The 18,203-nt window shown below is 73.3% G+C and carries 19 protein-coding genes; 7 read left to right on the top strand and 12 right to left on the bottom strand.

Translation table 11 applies throughout. From position 1 onward, the window contains the following. Positions 1-99 precede the first annotated feature (99 nt). Positions 100-882, top strand: coding sequence for a DUF427 domain-containing protein (locus tag O7612_RS11475; RefSeq protein WP_282272935.1), 783 nt, complete (start codon positions 100-102; stop codon positions 880-882). Between the two features lie 96 nt (positions 883-978). Here O7612_RS11475 and O7612_RS11470 read toward each other — a convergent pair whose 3' ends face one another. Next, positions 979-1,116, bottom strand: coding sequence for a hypothetical protein (locus O7612_RS11470; protein ID WP_282272933.1), 138 nt, complete (start codon positions 1,114-1,116; stop codon positions 979-981). Positions 1,117-1,320: 204 nt separating this feature from the next. Between O7612_RS11470 and O7612_RS11465 the strand changes: the two genes are divergently transcribed. After that, a complete protein-coding gene (locus O7612_RS11465; RefSeq protein ID WP_282272931.1) occupies positions 1,321-1,803 on the top strand; it encodes a hypothetical protein in 483 nt (160 codons plus the stop codon). 304 nt (positions 1,804-2,107) lie between these two features. Beyond that, on the top strand, positions 2,108-2,665 hold the full coding sequence (locus O7612_RS11460) for a dihydrofolate reductase family protein (RefSeq protein WP_282272929.1): 558 nt from the start codon (positions 2,108-2,110) through the stop codon (positions 2,663-2,665). A gap of 142 nt (positions 2,666-2,807) precedes the next feature. Here O7612_RS11460 and O7612_RS11455 read toward each other — a convergent pair whose 3' ends face one another. Further along, entirely contained in the window at positions 2,808-2,999 is a 192-nt protein-coding gene (locus O7612_RS11455; protein ID WP_282272927.1) for a hypothetical protein, read from the bottom strand. Between the two features lie 8 nt (positions 3,000-3,007). Between O7612_RS11455 and O7612_RS11450 the strand changes: the two genes are divergently transcribed. Continuing rightward, positions 3,008-3,385: a hypothetical protein gene (locus tag O7612_RS11450; protein WP_282272925.1), complete on the top strand. Its 378-nt coding sequence runs from the start codon at positions 3,008-3,010 to the stop codon at positions 3,383-3,385. A gap of 182 nt (positions 3,386-3,567) precedes the next feature. Beyond that, positions 3,568-4,833, top strand: a complete 1,266-nt coding sequence (locus O7612_RS11445; protein WP_282272923.1) for a PHB depolymerase family esterase — start codon at positions 3,568-3,570, stop codon at positions 4,831-4,833. Positions 4,834-5,026: 193 nt separating this feature from the next. Here the strand turns inward: O7612_RS11445 and O7612_RS11440 are convergent, their stop codons facing one another. Beyond that, on the bottom strand, positions 5,027-5,965 hold the full coding sequence (locus O7612_RS11440) for a LysR family transcriptional regulator (RefSeq protein WP_282272921.1): 939 nt from the start codon (positions 5,963-5,965) through the stop codon (positions 5,027-5,029). A gap of 109 nt (positions 5,966-6,074) precedes the next feature. Here O7612_RS11440 and O7612_RS11435 point away from each other — a divergent pair, with 109 nt between their 5' ends. Both O7612_RS11435 and O7612_RS11430 read left to right on the top strand, forming a co-directional pair. Beyond that, the gene (locus O7612_RS11435; RefSeq protein WP_282272919.1) at positions 6,075-6,992 is read left to right on the top strand and encodes an NAD(P)H-binding protein; all 918 of its coding nucleotides are present in this window, start codon (positions 6,075-6,077) and stop codon (positions 6,990-6,992) included. Continuing rightward, on the top strand, positions 6,982-7,347 hold the full coding sequence (locus tag O7612_RS11430; RefSeq protein ID WP_282272917.1) for a darcynin family protein: 366 nt from the start codon (positions 6,982-6,984) through the stop codon (positions 7,345-7,347). Before O7612_RS11435 ends, O7612_RS11430 begins: the two co-directional genes overlap by 11 nt. A 401-nt stretch (positions 7,348-7,748) precedes the next feature. On the opposite strand, the gene O7612_RS11425 is transcribed toward O7612_RS11430, so the two are convergent. From O7612_RS11425 to O7612_RS11385, 9 genes are read right to left on the bottom strand one after another with little or no spacing between them, the layout of a single operon-like run. Next, positions 7,749-8,303: a GNAT family N-acetyltransferase gene (locus O7612_RS11425; RefSeq protein ID WP_282272915.1), complete on the bottom strand. Its 555-nt coding sequence runs from the start codon at positions 8,301-8,303 to the stop codon at positions 7,749-7,751. Positions 8,304-8,314: 11 nt separating this feature from the next. Next, positions 8,315-10,702, bottom strand: coding sequence for an ATP-binding cassette domain-containing protein (locus O7612_RS11420; RefSeq protein ID WP_282272913.1), 2,388 nt, complete (start codon positions 10,700-10,702; stop codon positions 8,315-8,317). Next, the gene (locus O7612_RS11415) at positions 10,699-11,643 is read right to left on the bottom strand and encodes an ABC transporter permease (protein ID WP_282272911.1); all 945 of its coding nucleotides are present in this window, start codon (positions 11,641-11,643) and stop codon (positions 10,699-10,701) included. Before O7612_RS11415 ends, O7612_RS11420 begins: the two co-directional genes overlap by 4 nt. Further along, positions 11,640-13,208 (bottom strand): ABC transporter substrate-binding protein, encoded by a 1,569-nt coding sequence (locus O7612_RS11410; protein WP_282272909.1) that lies wholly within the window; start codon positions 13,206-13,208, stop codon positions 11,640-11,642. Before O7612_RS11410 ends, O7612_RS11415 begins: the two co-directional genes overlap by 4 nt. A 58-nt stretch (positions 13,209-13,266) precedes the next feature. Further along, the gene (locus O7612_RS11405; protein WP_282272907.1) at positions 13,267-14,070 is read right to left on the bottom strand and encodes a class I SAM-dependent methyltransferase; all 804 of its coding nucleotides are present in this window, start codon (positions 14,068-14,070) and stop codon (positions 13,267-13,269) included. Beyond that, positions 14,067-15,305, bottom strand: coding sequence for an MFS transporter (locus tag O7612_RS11400; protein WP_282272905.1), 1,239 nt, complete (start codon positions 15,303-15,305; stop codon positions 14,067-14,069). The genes O7612_RS11405 and O7612_RS11400 overlap by 4 nt, the downstream gene beginning before the upstream one ends. Continuing rightward, entirely contained in the window at positions 15,302-16,324 is a 1,023-nt protein-coding gene (locus O7612_RS11395; protein WP_282272903.1) for an enolase C-terminal domain-like protein, read from the bottom strand. The genes O7612_RS11400 and O7612_RS11395 overlap by 4 nt, the downstream gene beginning before the upstream one ends. Next, complete coding sequence (locus tag O7612_RS11390; RefSeq protein WP_282272901.1) at positions 16,321-17,397, bottom strand: PLP-dependent cysteine synthase family protein; 1,077 nt, start codon at positions 17,395-17,397, stop codon at positions 16,321-16,323. The genes O7612_RS11395 and O7612_RS11390 overlap by 4 nt, the downstream gene beginning before the upstream one ends. Next, on the bottom strand, positions 17,391-18,194 hold the full coding sequence (locus O7612_RS11385; protein ID WP_282272899.1) for a DUF364 domain-containing protein: 804 nt from the start codon (positions 18,192-18,194) through the stop codon (positions 17,391-17,393). The genes O7612_RS11390 and O7612_RS11385 overlap by 7 nt, the downstream gene beginning before the upstream one ends. Between the last annotated feature and the right edge of the window lie 9 nt (positions 18,195-18,203).

Below are 18,203 nucleotides of genomic sequence, written 5' to 3'. Positions count from 1 at the left end.
GGGACGGAAGCCGGCGGCCCGGGGAGGGCGGCAGCGACCCGCCGACACCAGCCATGATGGACGAACACGTGCTGAGACACGTGTGCCGAGGGGGTCACCATGCTCGTGCCCGCACCACGTTTCGCCCCACCCGGGGACCGGCTCACCTACCACCCCGGCGAACGTCGGGTCCGGGGCACCGTCGGCGAGATCGTCGTCGTGGACAGCCGACGGCCGCTGCTGGTCTGGGAACCCGGGCTGCCGGTACCCTTCTGGGTCTTCCCCCTGACCGACGTGGTCGGTGCGACACTACGGCCCGCCGCCCGGCCCCCGACGCCCGGAACCCGGGCCGGGAGCAGCTTCCACGACCTGACCGTCGACGGTCTCACCCTTCCCAACGCCGCGTGGACCTACCCCGGCGACGTCTTCGCCGAGACCGTGTGCCTGGCCTGGCGGGAGTGGTTCGGCCAGGGCATCGAGCGATGGTACGAGGAGGACGAGGAGGTGTTCGTGCACCCCCGGGATCCCTTCTCCCGCGTCGACTCGCTGCCGAGTTCCCGGCACGTGGTGGTGAAGCACCGGGACGTCGTGCTCGCCGACACCCGTCGACCGGTGCTGCTCTTCGAGACCGGACTGCCCACCCGCTACTACGTCCCGGCCGACGACCTGGCCCGGGACCTGCTGCTGCCCTCGGACCACCACACCCGCTGCCCGTACAAGGGAATCGCCTCGTACTGGTCGCTGCGCGACGTACCCGGGCCGGAGGGAGAATCCATCGCCTGGTTCTATCCCGAGCCGCTGCCCGGCGTGGCCAACATCGCCGGACTGACCGCGTTCTACCCGGACCGGGTGACGATCCTGGTCGACGGCGAGTCGGCCGGTCCGACCAGCGCGCTGCCGTGACGGGCGTCGCCGGGGCGGCGGAATCCGGTGGACCGGCCGGGTCCTGACCGTCGAGGATCGGCCGGTGTCCGTTCCCGTACGCCAGATCCGCGCCCGCTACTCGACCGCGACCGTCACCGTGTACCAGGCGTACCCGCCGCAGATCGCCCTCTGCGCCGGGGCGACGACCAGGCCGCCGCAGCCCACCTGCCCGTCGAGCAGGTCTACCCGCTCCCGGAAAGCATCGCCGCCCACCTCGACGCCAGCCCGGGCACCGCCCCCGGCGAGGAGCCCGGACGGCGACGCCCGAGGGCGGACGACGGATCACCGGTCGCCCGGTCATAGCGGCTCAGTGAGCTTCTCTGACCAGGCTTTCGACGGCGTCGGCCAGCTCGGAGACCCCACGGCGGCCGTCGGCAGAGGCATGGCCGCTGGCCCCGTACCCATAGACTTCCGGTCGTGCGCGTGCTTCTTGCGACAGTCGGGGTGCTTCTCCTGCTGGGCGTGGCGGTGGTGGCCGGAGTGCGCTGGACGACGGCCGGCGAGCCGGTACCCGTCGCAGCGCCGACGGGGGCGTCGACGGTGCTGCCCGAAGGCGGGTACACGACGGTCGTCGACAACCGGACGTCGGAGGTCTTCACCGATCTGCACAACGACCGCGGCGTGCCGGAGGTTGACACCTATGCTCTGCCACCGGCTACCACGTGGGACCAGGTCCGGTCCGGGGTCGCCGGTCAGCTCGACGCATGGCGACAGGTCGGGGATTGTGCCGACACAGGTGAGCGACGGGTCCAGTGCTCCTGGTCGGAGCCGACCCGCTGGTGGCCCCGGCTCGTGCGGATCGTCTTCCTCCGGCCGGCCGAGCCGGGTGGCACCGGTTCGTACGCGTGGCCGGACAACACCTTTCTGGTGATCGGTTCCGCCCGCGGCACCCACCGCTGACAGCCCTGCGCGTCGTCCCGTCATCGCCGGCCGAGCGCCCGACACCGGCTGCGGGACGGGTGTCCCGGCACAGGTCACGCGGCTGCCGCTACCTTTGACATTGACACGGATGTCAGGGTCGAACGGAGGGTCGGGGCGCATGGTGCCCGCGCGCCTCATGGCCGCTCTCGCGCTACGGATGATGGCGCGTGGCGTGGCGGCGGTCGCGGCACCTCGTCGCTGACGTACGGCTGCCGCCCGCGGCGCGGGTCGAGGTGCCGAGCGTCCCCGGGCCGACGCCGTGGCGGCACTAGACTCGCCGATCATGGGACTCCTGACCTTCAGCCTCAACGTCACCCTGGACGGTTGTGTCGACCACGAGGAGGGGATCGCGGACGACGAGACGCACGCCTTCTTCACCCGACTCATGGACGAGAGCGGGGCGATGCTGTGGGGGCGCGTCACCTACGAGATGATGGAGAGTGCCTGGCCGGCCGTCGCCCGCGGCGACGTGGACGCCCCCCCGGCGCTGCGCGAGTGGGCGGCCAAGCTGGAGGCCAAGCCCAAGTACGTGGTGTCGTCGACGCGCACGGACTTCCCGTGGACCAACAGCCACCACGTCACCGGTGATCTGCGGGCGGGCGTGCAGAGGCTCAAGGACGCGACTCCGGCCGGGGTGCTGCTCGGCAGCGGCAGGCTGGCGACCGAGCTGGACCGGCTGGACCTGATCGACGAGTACCGGTTGATGGTCCAACCCCGGATCGCCGGCCACGGTCCGACCCTGTACCAGGACGGGCTGCCCGGCACGCGTCGGCTCGAGTTGGTCTCGGCGGAGCCGCTGCGCAACGGTGCGCTGATCGTGCACTACCGCCGCGCCGACTGACCCCGAACCGCGCCGGCAGGCCGGCGGTACCCGGCCCGCGCGCCGCAGATCATGCCGGCGCGCAGCGCGTACGCGACCGCACGGCAACGGCTGCGCGGCCTGCCGGGGCGGCCCGCGCCCGTCAGTCGGCATCCGACGTCCCTCAGCGCTTCACCGCCAGGGTGAGGCCGTCGGCGAAGGACAGCATCGCCAGGTCGACCCGGTCGTCGGCGAGCAGCGAGACGTTCAGCTCCCGGATGGTGGCGGTGTCCCGGTCCTGGTGTTCCTCGTCGACCACCCGGCCGAAGAACACCGTGTTGTCGAGGACGACCAGCCCGCCGCGGCGGACGAGCACGACGGTGTGTGACCGCCCGGACGAGGCGGACACCCAGCATCTGCCTCCGCAGGCCGGGATCGCGGCTGGCGCTGGCCGACTGTTTCCGCCGGCCCGGCTACGACGAGCCGGCGGAGGTCGTCAACCTCGTCGCCATCGACGACTACGGACCGTTGCTGCGGGAGGCGAGGTTCGCGGTGCTCGACATCCGGGACGTCACCGGGCGCGCGGTCTTCCCTCCCCCGGCCCAGGAGCAGCTTCGGGAGTACAGCCGGCTGCACCCCGACATCGCGCGGCTGTACGGCACGAGCATCACCAACTGGCTGTTCCGGGACGAGGCGGGTGCGGACGAGCGTGGCCGGGGTGGCTTTCCGGGATACGTCCTGATCACGGCGCGGCGTCCGTGACCGTGGCGGGTGCCCGTGGTTGCCGGGCGGGCCGGGCGGCGCACCGCGTGTGGAGAGTCCCGGGGTGGCCACCGTCGCGACCGCCGCTCGATCATCCGAGCCGGCACCGGTTGCCAGCGGATCTCTGCGGCGCTAGGTTGACCTTCTATCGATGAGCGTCTACCTAGCTCCCCGGGGGCCGCATGTCAACGTCCGTCACTCGCCGCTCCGTCCTGGCCGGTGGGGCCGGCGTCGCGGTCGGCATGGCGCTGCCCGGCCCGGCCGCCCACGCCGACGGTCACCGCCCCGCCAGCGTGAGCTTCACCCTCGACGCGACCACGCTCGACGGCGGTGAACAGGTCACCTCGGTCACCCTGCACACCGCACGGCTCGGGCCGATCGACACCGCCGGGCTCCACCCCGGCACGTTCACCGTGCACGCCAGGGCCACCAGCCCCGTTCCGATCGCCCCCGGCGATCTGATCTTCAGCGAGTACGACCTGGACCGTACGGTGACCAAGGCCCGGCTCGACCGGCGCGGGAACATCGTGCTCGATCTCAGCCACGGCGAAGGTCAACTCGGCGGTGGCACCCTCGGCTACATCCTGAGCAAGGGCCGCAACGTCCGGCTGGACCTCGTCTACACCATCACGCAGAACAGCCCGCTCGTGCGGCGGCACGGCCCACCCGTCACCATCACCGACTTCGTGCAGGGGCGACTGTCGAACCCCGAGGTGGACGCCTTCAGCCACCACGTCTCGGGCTCCGGCCTGAAGTACCGGTTGTACTCCCCGAAGCGCTCAGCACGCCCCGGCGGACGACCGCTGGTCCTCTGGCTGCACGGTGCCGGTGAGGGCGCCTCGCTGCCCGACGGCTACTACGACAACGAGACCACGCTGCGCGCCAACCGTGGCGCGTTGGGCTTCGCCACCCCGGAGGCACAACGGATCTTCTCCGGGGCGTACGTCGTCGCCCCCCAGAGCACCTCCTACTGGATGGAGGACGGTCCCCGGTTCGCCCCGCTGATCCGCGAGATCGTCGAGGACCTCGTCCGCCGTGAGCGCGTCGACCCCGACCGGATCTACGTGGCCGGTTGCAGCAACGGCGGCTACATGGCTCTGAAGATGACGGTCGCCTACCCCGACCTGTTCGCCGCGTCGGTGCCGGTCTGCGGCGTCGTCGAGCCGCTCGGTGGCGACGGCCCGCCGCTGATCACCGACGCGGAGCTGGCGGGGATCCGCACCCCGACCTGGCTGGTCACCTCGCTCGACGACGGCACCGTGCCACCCGGGACCAACACGGTCCACGCCCACGACCTCATCCCGGGATCACTGGTCACCCTCTACGACCATGTCGTCTGGAACGGTTACCAGTTCCCCGGTCACTTCTCCTGGATCTACGTGGCCCGTAACGACCCGAGCCACCACGGCACCCACCTCTGGCAGTGGATGGCCCGCCGTCGCCGGTGATCCGCCGCGTCCGCACCCACCGGCTCGCCACCCCGTTGACGGGTGCGGCCCTCCCCGACGGGCAGGTGGACGCGGCCTGACACGCCGGTCCTCGGCGCAGCGGCCGGCACACCGACCCGACCCGGTGCGGGAGTCCGGCGTTCCGGCCCCAGGCTGGTCCGGCAGGTCGGGGGCACGCGAACTCCGGCCCCGGCTATTCCTCGCCGACGGGACGGAGCACGTGGCGCACGGCGTCACGCAGCCACTGGTGGGCGCCGTCGGCGCTGTGCCGTGGGTGCCAGGCCATACCGATCGTCAGTGCTGGCAGCGGCAACGGAATCTCCAGCAGGCGCAGTCCCAGCGCGTGCGCCGCGTCGCTGAGCCGTGACGGAGGCTCACCCGGCAGCGCCGTCGGTACCAGGCAGACCACGTCCTCGGCCGCGGCCAGCGTCATCGCGGCCAGGTGTCCGGGCAGGACGGCGCCGACCCGCCGGCTGAGCCCCTGCGCGGCCAGGGCCGTATCCAGCGGCCCGGTGAAACGGCCGCGGCGGCTGACCGCCACGTGCTCGGCCGCGGCGAGCCGGGCGGCGGTCAGCGTCCCCTCGGTGAGTGGGTGCCCGGCCCGGACACCGGCCGCCATCGTCAGGGTGACGAGTTCTTCGACGCGCGTCTCCGGATCGACGTGGTCGATGGCCCCGATCTCCAGGTCGATCCGTCCGTCACGCAGCGCGGGGCCGGCCTCCCACTCCTCGGCCAGCACCCGCAGCGAGACGCCCGGCGCCCGCCGTCGAGCGAGCCGGATCAGACCGGGCACGACTGCGGCACCGACCAGGTCCGCGGCCTGGACGGTGAAGGTGCGCCGCAGTGCCGCGGGATCGATTCCGCCGCTCGGGGCGAGCAACGCCTCCAGCCGGCGCACCACCGCGCCGGCCTCGTCGCGCAGCGCCTCGGCGCGCGGAGTGGGCACCATCCGCTGTCCGGCCCGCACCAGTAGTGGATCTCGGAGCACCCGGCGCAGCCGGGCCAGGGTACGGCTCATCGCCGCGGGGGAGGTCTGCAACCGCGCGGCGGCGCGGGTGACGTTCTGCTCGGTCAGCAGGGCGTCGAGAGCGACGGCGAGGTTGGCATCGAGGTTCGGGGCTGGGCTGCTCACCGTAGTTATTCCACTTCAGGCAATGATTGGATGCTGAAGTTCCCATTGTGGCAATGCGGTGCCCGTCCGCACGATGGGTGGGTCCTGCCGATCCGACAATCGAGGTTTCATGATCGTGATTACCGGTCCCACCGGGAACATCGGGCGGCACCTGCTGTCGCTGCTGATCGAGGCCGCACCCGCCGGCCGTGAGGAGTTGCGGGTCGTCGTCCGGGATCCGGCCCGGCTACCCGAAGGCGTCCGTGGACGGGTCGAGGTGGTCGTCGGCTCGCACGGCGACGCCGCAACCGTCGATCGTGCCTTCGCCGGGGCGGACGCTGTGTTCTGGCTGGTGCCGCCGGACGCCTCCGTCACGCCCGACGACGCCTACCGCGGCTTCACCCGCCCGGCCGCGCGGGCTTTCGCCGCCCACGGCGTCGGTCATGTTGTCGGCGTCTCGGCGCTCGGCCGTGGCACCCCGCAGGCCGCCCGGGCCGGGCTGGTCACCGCCTCCCTGGCGATGGACGACCTCATCGCCGGCTCCGGCGTCGCCTACCGTGCCCTGGCCTGCCCGTCCTTCTACGAGAACCTGCTGGAGGAGGTCGACGCGATCCGCGACGACGGCGTCTTCACCGACACCGCCGCCGCGGACCGTCCGGCCCCCATGGTCGCCGTCGCCGACATCGCCGCCGCCGCGGCCGGGCTGCTGCTGGACCGCTCCTGGACCGGTGCGGGCACCGTCCCTGTGCTCGGCCCTCAGGACCTCTCGCCCGACGACCTGGCCCGCATCATGACCGAGGAACTGGGCCGTCCGGTCCGCTACCAGCGTCAGTCGCTCGACGAACTGCGCTCCACCATGCTCGGCTACGGCCTCAACGCGGTGTTCGTCGAGGCCATGGTCGACATGAAACGCGCCAAGGATGCGGGCCTGGACGCGGGCGTCGACCGCGCACCGCAGGCGGGAACGGCCACCGCGTTCGCGCAGTGGTGCGCCCGGACGCTCAGGCCCGCCGTCCTCACCCCGCAGGAGACCGCCGATGCCCACTGACCGAACCGAGCCGCCGGTCACCGCATTCATGCTGGTCAAAACCACGCCCGAGTGGCTGGCGATGACCGTGACCGAACGCGTCCAGGCCTTCACCACCCACGTTCTCCCCGTCCTCCAGGCCCGCACCCGCGGTGTCCGCTCCCGCTTCTACGACACGGAGTTCTACTCGGCGCGGGTCACCGACATCTGGGTCTGGGAGGCCGACGACCACGACGCCTACCGCCTGCTGATCGACGCGTTGCGCGAGACCCCCTTCTGGGACCGCTACTTTCAGGTCGTCGACCTGGTCGTGGGCACCGAGAACGGCTACGCCCGCACCTACGGCCTGGAGCCGCTGGCCACCCTCGCCACCTGACGCGCCGCCGGACCGGCCGGTGCCGCCCTCGCCCGACGGAGGCACCGGCCCGGCGGAAGCCGATCCACCCGGTGCCTCCGGACGACGCGGGCATTCCCATTCCTGTTCAGCGGGCACCGGCCAGCCGGGCCAGGTGCTCGTCCTCCAACGGCACGACACCGCGTCGACGGCCTCGTCGAGCTGCGCGAGGTCACTCACGCCGACGATGGGCCGGATGCCCTGGCGCAGCAGCCAGGCGAGCACGACCTGGTTACGGGCCACTCCCCTGTTCCCTGCCACGGCGTCGACCCTGCCACCTGGAGTGCGCTCCAGATCAAGCCGGGCGGCACGGTCCGACCGGTGGCCCCCGCTGGCCGGTGGATCAGGACGTGGGTCCGGCACCCCCGCCGGGGACGGGGCGGCTACCGGGCGCGGCCGGGCAGCGGGATCTCGAAGTGGATCGTCTGGCAGGTGTCGTCGCGGCCGTCGCGGGCGTCGTGGACCGGCGTCGCCAGGCTCCGCCAGAACGGTTCGGCACCGGGCACGCGGGCGTCGGTGTGCAGGTAGAGCGCCTGGTAGCGGAGTTGCCGGGTGACGAAGTCGACGGCGAGGGCGACCAGTGCCCGGGCGAGACCGCAACGTCGGTGTCCGGGCCGCACGTAGACCCGGAACAGCTGCGCGGTGGTGTCGTCGGGGTAGCGCTCGGCGAGGAAACGCGGGTGGGGTGGGCAGTGGGGCGCGGCGGCGCGTACGGCGGTGGTCGCCACGACCTCGTCGCCCGTGGTCGCGACGAACAGGGCGTGCCGGTCGGGGGTGAGGTAGGTGCCGTCGAGATCGATGACGTCGGCGTGCCATTCGGGGCGGTAGCCGAAGCCGAAGTCGCGGTAGAAGGTGTCGAGCATGACGCTGCGCGCCCCGTCGACGTGCCGGCGCTCCGCCGGCTTGACCTCGTACGGGCCGACGCGGTGGTGCGGCATGGTTCCTCCGGTCACAGGTGGGTGGGTGCGGTGTCGTCCGCCGGGTGGGTGGGCAGCAGGGCGCGGGTCAGCGGGTGGTGTGCGCGGTGGAGCAGGTCGTCGGCCGGGCCACGGTCGACGATGGTTCCGTCGTCGAGGACGACGACGTGGTCGGCGAGGTGCGCCACCACGTCCCGGTCGTGCGTGATCACCACGACGGTCAGCCGGATACGGTGCCGCAGTTCGTCGAGGAGGGTGAGGATGCCGTGCTGGGTGAGCCGGTCGAGGCCGGCGGTGGTCTCGTCGCAGACGAGCACCCGGGGCCTGCTGGCCAGCGCCCGGGCGAGCGCGGCGCGGTGCAGTTGGCCGCCGGAGAGCCGGTCGGGGCGTCGGGTCGCGGTGGCCTCGTCGAGGCCCACCCGGGCGAGCAGGTCCAGGGCGGTGCGGCGGGCCTGCTCCGGTGGGGCGTGGTGCAGACGTCGTGCCGGGGCGGCCGTCTGGTCGAGGACCGTCCGGTGGGGGTCGAAGCTGGCGCGGGCGTCCTGGAACACGTACTGGATGGCGGCGAGGTCGTCCGGGCGGCGGTGGTCGAGGTGCCGGGCGAGGGGTCGTCCGTCGAGGGTCAGCACGCCGGTGTGGGCGGGGTGCAGGCCGGCGAGGCAGCGGGCGAGGGTGGTCTTGCCGCTGCCGGACCGGCCGACCACGGCCAGGCACCGCCCGGCGGGGACGGTCAGGGTGACGTCGCGGAGCACGTCGCGTCGTCGGCTGCCGTCGCGGTGGGTGGCGGTCAGGCCGGCGACGTGCAGCAGGGGTCGGTCCGGCGGTGCCGCCGACGGTGGCCGGCGCGGTGGCGGGGCGAGCAGGTCCCGGGTGTGGCGGTGGCGGGGGGTGGTGAGCACGTCGACGGCGGGGCCGTGTTCGACGACGGCTCCCTGGTGCAGCACGAGGATCTGGTCGGCGACGGCGCGTACGAGGTGCAGGTCGTGGCTGAGCAGGAGCACGGCGAGGCCGTCGCGGGCGAGGGTGGTGAGTTCCCGGGCGACGTCGGTGCGGGTGGGGGCGTCCTGCCCGGTGGTGGGTTCGTCGGCGACGAGCAGGACGGCGTGGGCGAGCAGGGCGTGGGCGATGACGAGGCGTTGCTGCTGGCCGCCGGAGAGCTGGTGCGGGAAGCGGCGCAGGAACCGGCGGTCGGTGGGCAGGTCGACCCGTTCGAGGACGGCGGCGACGGCGCGGCTGCGGGCGCTGCGGCCGGTGCCGGGAAGGTGGTGCCGGGTGATCTCGTCGAGCACGGCGCCGACGCGGCGGGCCGGGTGCAGCGCGGTGCCGGGTTGCTGGGGGACGTAGCCGACGGTGCCGGGCGGTGGTGGCGTGTGGGGGGTGACGGGGGTACCGGCCAGGGTGACAGTGCCGGTGTGGGTGGTGCCCGGGGTGGTCCCGCCGAGCAGGGCACGGCCGGTGGTGGTCTTGCCGCTGCCGGAGGTGCCGATGACGGCGAGGATCCGACCGCCGGGCAGGTCGAAGGAGACGCCGTCCACCAGGCGGGTGTCGCCGGCGGTGACGGTGAGGTCGCGTACCTCCAGCAGGGTTGCGGCCGTCGACGGACGGGGGGCGGTCGTGGTGGGTGCGGGCCGGGGTGACGGGTCGGTGCGACGGGTGGTCAGCGCCCGGTCGGTGGCCAGGTTGAGGCCGACGGCCAGGGCGACGAGGAGGGTGGCCGGCACGGCGACGGCCCAGGGTTGCAGGAACAGTCCGGCGCGGTTGCGGTCCACCATGACCGCCCAGTCGGCGGCGTCGGGGGCGACGCCGATGCCCAGGAAGCTGGCGGTGGCCACCAGGTACGTCGCACCGACGAACCGGACGCCGGCGTCGGCGAGCAGGACCCGGCGGATGCCGGTGCCGACGTGGCCGGGGCCGCGTCGCCACCAGGTTTCCCGGTACAGGCGCATCGCCTCCATGGCCGGGCCGTGGGCCAGCGGCAGCGCGGTGGCGCGGGTGATCCGGGTGATCTCCGGTAGCCCGATCAACGCGACGATGCCGACCAGGGTGAGGGGTCCGGGTGGTGCGGTGGCGGCCAGCAGGATCAGCAGCAGCAGCGACGGTACGGCCAGCGCCAGGTCCAGGGGGCGCATGAGCAGTTCGTCGACCCACCGGCGGCGGGTGGACGCGGCCAGCAGCCCGAGCGGTACCCCGACGAGGTACGCCAGCAGGGTCGCGGCGACGGCGACAGTGACCACGGACCGGCCGCCGAGCAGGACCTGCTGGGCGACGTCGCGGCCGACGAAGTCGGTGCCCAGCGGCCCGTCGTCGGCGAACGGGAAGGTGCGGCCGGTCGGCTCGCCGGCCAGCAGCGGGCCGGCCACGGCCAGGCCCAGCGGCGCGGTGAGCAGCACCGCCGCGGTCAGGGTGCGTGGCCGTCTCATCGGCCCACCGGGGTACGCGGGGCGAGCCGGAAGGCCACCAGGTCGGCGGCCAGGTTCACCAGCACCGTGGTGACGGCGACGAGGACGCACAGTGCCTGCACGGTGGGCACGTCGCGGGTGGCCACCGCGTCGACCAGGGCGGTGCCGAGTCCGGGGATGACGAACACCGCCTCGACGACGATGACACCGCCGAGGAGCCAGTCGGTGGTGCGGGCGAGTTGCTGCACGACCGGTGCCAGCGCGTCGGGCAGGGCGTGGCGCAGCCAGAGCCGGCTGCCGGTGATGCCGAGGCGTCGGGCGTGGCGGAGGTGTTCGGCCCGTAGCGCGTCGAGCAGGCCGGCGCGGGTGAGTCGGCTGATGGTGCAGACGGGTCGGGCGAGCAGGACGAGCAGCGGCAGGACGAGCACCGACGGCCGGGCGAGCAGGTCGGTGCCGAAGGCGGTGGGTGGCAGCCAGCCGAGGCGGACGCCGAAGACGGCGATGAGCAGGATCGCCAGGGCGAACTCCGGCACCGCGTACAGGGCGACCGACACCGCGGACACCGTCCGGTCCAGTGGTCCCCCTTCGCGGCGGGCGGCCAGCATGCCCAGGGTGACGGCGAGCGGGACGAGCACCAGCAGGGTCACCGTTGCCAGGAGCAGGGTGACGCCGGCGCTGTCGGCGAGCCGGTCGGCGATCGGCCGTCCGGAGACCAGGGACACGCCGAGGTCGCCGCGCAGCAGGCCGGTGAGCCAGTCGAGGTAGCGCTGCCAGGCCGGCCGGTCGAGGTGCAGGTGCTCCCGGATGGCGGTGATCCGGGCCGGGTCGGGCTGGTCGCCGGCGATCACCACGGCGGCGTCACCGGGCAGTGCCTCGGTGAGCGCGAACACGATGGTGGTGATCCCGGCGACCTGCCCGAGGCCGAGCAGGAGCCGCCCGGTGGCGTAGCGGGACAGGCTCACCCCAGCCAGACCTTGTCGAAGCGGGCCCAGTCGAGGGTGTTGGCCGGGGCCTGGGCGGACACGCCGGCGACGCGGGGGGCGGTGGCGACGAGGAAGTCGGCGAAGCCCCAGATCAGGAAGCCGCCTTCGGCGTGCAGGACGCGCTGCATGTCACCGTACGCCTGCTGGCGGGTCACCTCGTCGGTGCTGGTGACGGCGCGGGTGTAGAGGGCGTCGAAGTCGGGCCGGGTCCACCGGGTGGCGTTGGTGGTGGAGGTGGTCAGCAGCCGTTGCGAGATGTGTGTCTCGATGGGCATGGCGCCGGAGCGGTACGAGGCCAACGCTCCGGTGTCGAGGATGTCCTTCCAGTAGGTGTCCCTGTTGCCCAGCGCGGTGTCGATGATCAGGCCGGCCTGTCGGGCCTGGTCGGTCAGGACGCTGGCGGCCTCGACGAAGCCGCTGGCCACGGCGGCGGTGTCGAGGCGTATCCGCAGGCCCCGGGCGTCGGCCTTGTCGACGAGGTAGCGGGCGCGGTCGAGGTCGTGGGGGCGCTGGGTGATGTCGGCGGCGTAGTGCTGGTAGCCCTTGCCGAACAGGTCGTTGCCGATCTGTCCGGAGCCGCCGAGGACGGTGTCGACGAGCTGTTGGCGGTCGGTGAGCAGGAACATGGCCTCGCGGAGGTCCCGGTTGTCGAACGGTGGCCGGTCGACCTTCATGGCGAACGACTGCATGGTGCTGTTCGGCATCCGGGTGACGGTCAGCCGGGTGCTGCCGGCGTGGGTGCGGGCGGTGGTGGGGGTGATGTCGTGGGCGTACTCGACCTGGCCGGCGAGCAGGGCGTTGACCCGGGCCGATTCCTCGTTGCTGATCAGGTATTCGAGCTCGTCGAGGTGGGCGGCACCGTCCCAGTAGCCGTCGTAGCGCTTGAGCAGCAGTGTCCGGCCGGGCTGCCAGGAGTCGAAGGTGAACGGTCCGGATCCGACGGGTCGGGTGAACGTGTCGGTGCCTTCGGGGACGATGTACGCGCCGAACGCGGCCAGGGCGTTGGGGAACTCGGCGAAGGGGCGGGTGAGGGCCAGTTCCACGGTGCGGTCGTCGACGGCACGGCTGTGGGGCAGGTCGAGCAGGCCGAGGCTGGCCCTGGCCCGGAACGCCTTCTTCGGGTCGGTGATCCTGGCGTAGCTGTGCAGCACGTCGGGGGCGCGGACCGGCCGTCCGTCGTGGAACGTCGCCTCGCGCAGGGTGATCCGCCAGCGGGTGAGGTCGCCGTTGGGCTCCCAGCGTTCGGCGAGACGGGGTCGGATGGAGACGTCGGGGCCGTAGTCGGCGAGTTTGTCGAACATCGCCTTGGCCCGGGACGCCTCGTTGAACAGGTTGGCCAGGTGCGGGTCCAGCGTCTCGTTGACGCCGCCGCCGGCGAACGCCGCCCGTAGCCGGCCGCCCCGCCGGGGTGGCCCGGCGGGGGTTCCGGTCGGGTCGGGCCGCGCACCGCAGCCGGTCAGCAGGGCGGCGGAGACGGCGGCGGCGCCGCCGAGCAGGCCGCGGCGGGACACTGTCGGCGTACCCGTGGGCAGTTTGTCCATCATGAATTTCCTTTTCATCAAGGCGGCGGAGGTCGTGCCGCGGTGTTGCGGCGGGGGGAGGTCAGGCCGGGTCGGCGCGGCGGCGCGCGACCAGGTGCAGCCGGTCGCCGGACAGCGCGGGCGACAGCGCGGCGGTCGGCTGCCAGGGCGGGTCGGTGCGGGGCCCGGGGGTGTCGAAGAGGGCCACCACGTCGAACCCGGTGGTGTCGAGCAGGTAGCGCAGCTCGGCGGGGAACAGCAGCCGCCAGGCCGAGGTCTGCACCAGCGGTCGCGGGCAGGCCGGCCAGGTCCAGACCCGTTCGCGGCGCAGCAGTTGCCCGCCGTGGTCGATCCACAGCCGTGTCGCGGAGGTGTAGGGGACGCCGCGCCAGGTCACGGTGCGGGTGCGGGGGCCGTCGAGGAGTTCGGTGCCGCCGAGGAAGAACGCGCCGTTGCGCATCTCGGCCAGCAGCAGCCCGCCGGGGCGCAGGTGCCGGTGGCAGCAGCGCAGGAACGCGGTGAGGTCGGCGTTGGTGTGGCAGTACAGCATGGCGCTGTCCAGGCAGGTGACGACGTCGAAGGGGCCGGTCAGGTCGAAGTCGCGCAGGTCGGCGTGGACGAACCGGACGGCCGGGTGGCGACGCCGCGCGTAGGTGAGCATCGGCACCGACGTGTCCAGCCCGACGGCGGTGTAGCCGAGGGTGGTGAGGTGTCCGACGTCGCGGCCGGTGCCGCACCCGACGTCGAGCAGCCGGGGCGTGCGGTCGACGCGGTCGGCGAACCGGCGGACGAGGTCGTCGACGAACCGGGCGGCACGGTGGTCCGGGTCGGGGAACTGCTGTTCGTAGAGCTCCGGGTTGTCGGTGAGGAGGTTCCCGTCGCTCATGACACGCCCGCCGGGGTCGGTGTGGAGGTTGCGGTACGGCGGCCGTCGAGGCGCAGCAGCCAGACCGCGCCCGCCGAGGCCGCCCCGACGGCGGCGGTGAGCAGCCACGCCGCCGGTGGCACCCCGGTCCCCGTGGCGGTGCCCACGGTCGCGCCGACGGCGGCGGTGCAGCCGGCGGCGAGGACCCCGGACACCAGGTAGAACAGGCCGAAGTAGGTGCCGGTCAGGTGGGGTCCGGCGAAGGCGGGGATCAGCTCCAGGACGAACGGCTGGGCGATCATCACCCCCAGGGTGAGCAGGACGGCCGCGGCCAGTACCGGCACCAGCCGCAGCACCGGCGACAGCGACGGTACGCGCAGCAGCGGCAGCAGGAACCCGGCGCCCATGACCGCCATTCCGGCGGTGATGCTCGCGCCACGGTTCCGGCGGCGGAGCCGGCGGTTCAGCGGTAGTTGCAGGGTGAGCGTCACGGTGGTGGAGGCGACGAACAGCACGGCGACCGCCGCCGGGTGCCCGGTGAGGTGTTCGGCCTGCACCGGCAGGATCAGGTAGAGCTGGGTCTGGAGGGCGAACATGCCGGCCAGTGCGATGCTGAAGGCCAGGAAGCGGCGGTCGGTGAGGCCGGTGCGCCAGTCCTGCCAGACGGTCGCTCCGCGGGTGGTGGCGGGTGGGGCGGGTAGCCAGACCGCCTGCGCCACGGTGAGCGCGGCGAACAGCGCGGCGGCGGTCAGCGCGGCGGCCCGGAAGTCGACCAGGAGCAGCGCGGAGCCGAGCAGCGGTCCGAGCAGCGCACCGGCACTGGCGAAGACGGTGAACAGGGCGAACGCCTCGGCCCGCCGGTCGGCGGCGGCCTGTGCCAGGTAACTGCGGACGGCCGGGTTGAACAACGCACCGGCCAGTCCGGACAGGACCGAGGCGGCCAGCAGCACCGGCAGTGCCGTGCCGAGGGCGAACAGTCCGAAGCCGACGGCGCGCAGGGCGCAGCCGGCGATGATGACGCCCCGGGCACCGAGCCGGTCGGCGGCCGAGCCGCCCAGCAGGAACAGGCCCTGTTGGCTGAGGTTCCGCACACCGAGCACGATGCCGATCACGGCGGCGGAGAGGCCGACGTCGTCGGCCAGGTAGCCGGCGAGGTAGGGCAGCAGCAGGTAGAAGCCGACGTTGACACCGAACTGGTTGACCACCAGCAGTCGGATCGGCAGCGGGAAGCTGCGCAGGGTGGTCCAGGTGTTCATCGGGCCGCCCGCACGCCGAGGCCGGGTTCGCCGGTCAGCCGGAGGATGCCGTCGTGGCCGCCGATGCCGGTCCACGGGTCGTCGGCGAGCAGCAGGTGCCCGTCCAGGTCGATCCAGCGGGCGTCGTCGGTGAGGTGCACCGCCGGTGCGATGCCCAGCGAGCTGGCCACCAGGCAGCCCAGCATGAGATCCATGCCGTGGGTCCGGGCCGTGGCGGCGATCTGCTGGGCGGCGTGGACGCCGCCGCACTTGGCGATCTTGACGTTGATACCGGTCACCGCGCCCACCAGGGCGTGGAGATGGTCCGCCGTGGCGGCGTCCTCGTCGGCGATGAGCGGCACGTCGGTACGGGCACTGATCCAGGCGAGCAGGTGCGGGGTGCCGGGTGCGATGGGCTGCTCGACGGCGTCGATGGTGTGGGGTCGCAGCGTGTCGAGCAGCCGTACGGTCTGCTCGGGGGTCCAGGCGCCGTTGGGGTCGAGCAGGAGTCGTGCGTGCGGCATCGCGGCGCGGACCGCCGCGATCCGGGCGAGGTCCGCCGCGTCCCCACATTTGATCTTGACGAGCTGGAAGCCGCGTCGTGCCAGCTCCCGCGCGGTGGTGTGGGCGTGCCCGGGTGCGACGAGGCCGATGGTGCGGGCGGTGGCGGCCGGGGCGGGGGTGGGTCGGCCGAGCCACCGGTGCAACGGTGCTCCGGCCCGCCGGGCCAGCAGGTCGTGGACGGCGGCGTCCAGGGCTGCCAGCACGCCGGCGGGCAGCTGCGCGGCGAGCGCCGGCAGCTCGGCGAGCAGCGTCTCGGGTTCACCGTAGGCACGCACCCGGTGCCGCAGCCCGGTCAGCAGTCCGCAGATGGTGGCCAGGTCCAGGCCGTAGTAGACGCTGGTCACCACTTCGCCGTGACCGGTGCCGCCGTCGTGGGACAGGTCGAGCTGGACGGCGGTCCGGCCGGGCATCGTCGCGCGGGAGATCCGCAGCGGTTCGCGGAGCCGCAGCGGGTAGCTGCGCCAGTCGAGCCTCATGCCGGCACCGCCGGCTGGCGCAGCGGATCGAGGACGGTCCGGCAGCGGCTCCACCGGGTCACCTCGACGGCGTCCGGGTACGGGATCTCGATCGGATGGTCCGGAGCCGGGGCGAACAGCCCGTGGCGGGCGCAGTAGGCGTCGTCGAAGATCGAGTCGAGGTAGCGGTGGGGGCCGTCCGGGAAGATCGTGACCACCCGGGCGCCGGGCTGCATCCGGCTGACCCAGGCGGCGACCCGGGCGACGGCCCCGGTGCTCCAGCCGCCGGTGACGAACGCCGCGCGGGCCAGCCGGCGGCAGGTGTCCACCGCCTCCACCGGGCCGATCCAGTGCACCTCGTCGAAGGCGGCGTAGTCGACGTTGCGGGGGAAGATGCTGCTGCCCAGGCCGCGCATCAGCCGTGGCCGCGCGGGCTGCCCGAAGATCGTCGAGCCGACGGTGTCGACCCCGACGAGCCGCATACCGGGCCAGTGCCGGCGCAGCGCTCCAGCCAGGCCGGCGCTGTGCCCGCCGGTGCCGACGCTGCACACCAGCACGTCCACCGCCTCGACCTGACCGGTCAGTTCGTCGGCGAGGGTGCGGTAGCCGGTGGCGTTGTCCGGGTTGTGGTACTGGTCGGGCCAGTAGGCGTCGGGGGTGCGGGCCAGCACCTCGTGCAGCCGGTCCAGGCGGGCCTGCTGCCAACCACCGACCGGGTGCGGGTGCTCCACGGCCTCGACCGTGGCCCCGTGCGCCGTCAGCAGCGCCCGCATCGGCCGTTCGATCTCGCGGTCCACGACGAGGACGACCGGATGACCGAGGGCCTGCCCGGCGAACGCGAGGCCGAGACCGAACGTGCCGCTGGTGGATTCCACGACGGTGGCGCCCGTGCGGAGGTCACCGCGCCGTCGGGCGGCCCGCAGCATGGCCACGGCGGCGCGGGCCTTCATGCCTCCCGGGCTGAGGTGCTCCACCTTGGCGTGGAAGCCGCCGTGCGGGTGCGGCAGCGGGGTGTCGACGAACGTGACCGGGGAGCGGCCCAGCAGGCCCAGCAGGTGCGGTGCCCGGGTGGCCGGCGCGGGGGCGGTCAGCACGGTGACCCGGCTGCGGCACGGTAGTGGTAGACCGTCGTCGCTGCGCCGTCGAGCCAGAAGAACGGGTACGGCTCGGCGGACAGGCCACTCAGCCCCGCGCCGAGGAAACACGGCAGGACGGCGCTGCCGGTCTGGGCGAAGGCCACCATCGGTTTCCCGGTGGTGCGGGCGTGCCGCAGCAGCGGCGCGAACGTGTCGTTGCCCAGGGTCATGCCGGAGACGAGCAGCGCGTCGCACTCCTCCAGCACCGCGGCGGCGTCCGGTAGGCACGGCTCCCCCCACTCGGTGCTGCCGCCGGCCAGGTCGCACGGCAGGTAGCTGACGCCCCGGCGACGCAGCTGTGCCAGCAGGGAGTTCACCACTCCGACGACCAGGACCCGCTGCCCCGGTCCCACCGGGAGCAGGTCCACCACGGCGGCGGCCCGGGCGGTCGACTTGGCCAGTGACGTCCCGGCCGGGATGGTCACCGGGTCGCAGGCGGCGTGCGGGTGCGGGTGGACCGTGGCGAGGTAGGCGTCCAGGGCCGCGACGCGGACCGCCGGCACGGGATGGGTGAGCAGGTCGGCGACGCTGGCGCCGACGCAGTCGTAGGCGACCTCGTCGGGCAGCGTGTCGGGTTCCGTCGCGCAGGAGCCGACGGCGGCGTCCACCCGCAGGCTGAACACGTGGTTGCGGTAGCCACGGGCGCGGCCGGCGTGCCGGGCACCCTGCCGGGTGGTGAACGCGACGGTGACCCGGGCGGTGGTCGGGTCGGGGCCGAAGCGGCCCGCCCGGACCGCGTCGATCAGATCCGGCACCGACGTCAG

This window comes from Micromonospora sp. WMMD987 (genome assembly GCF_029581435.1).
GTDB lineage: Bacteria > Actinomycetota > Actinomycetes > Mycobacteriales > Micromonosporaceae > Micromonospora > Micromonospora rifamycinica.
The sequence above is the reverse complement of the archived record's forward strand: the minus strand, read 5'-3'. Positions and strand labels throughout refer to the sequence as shown.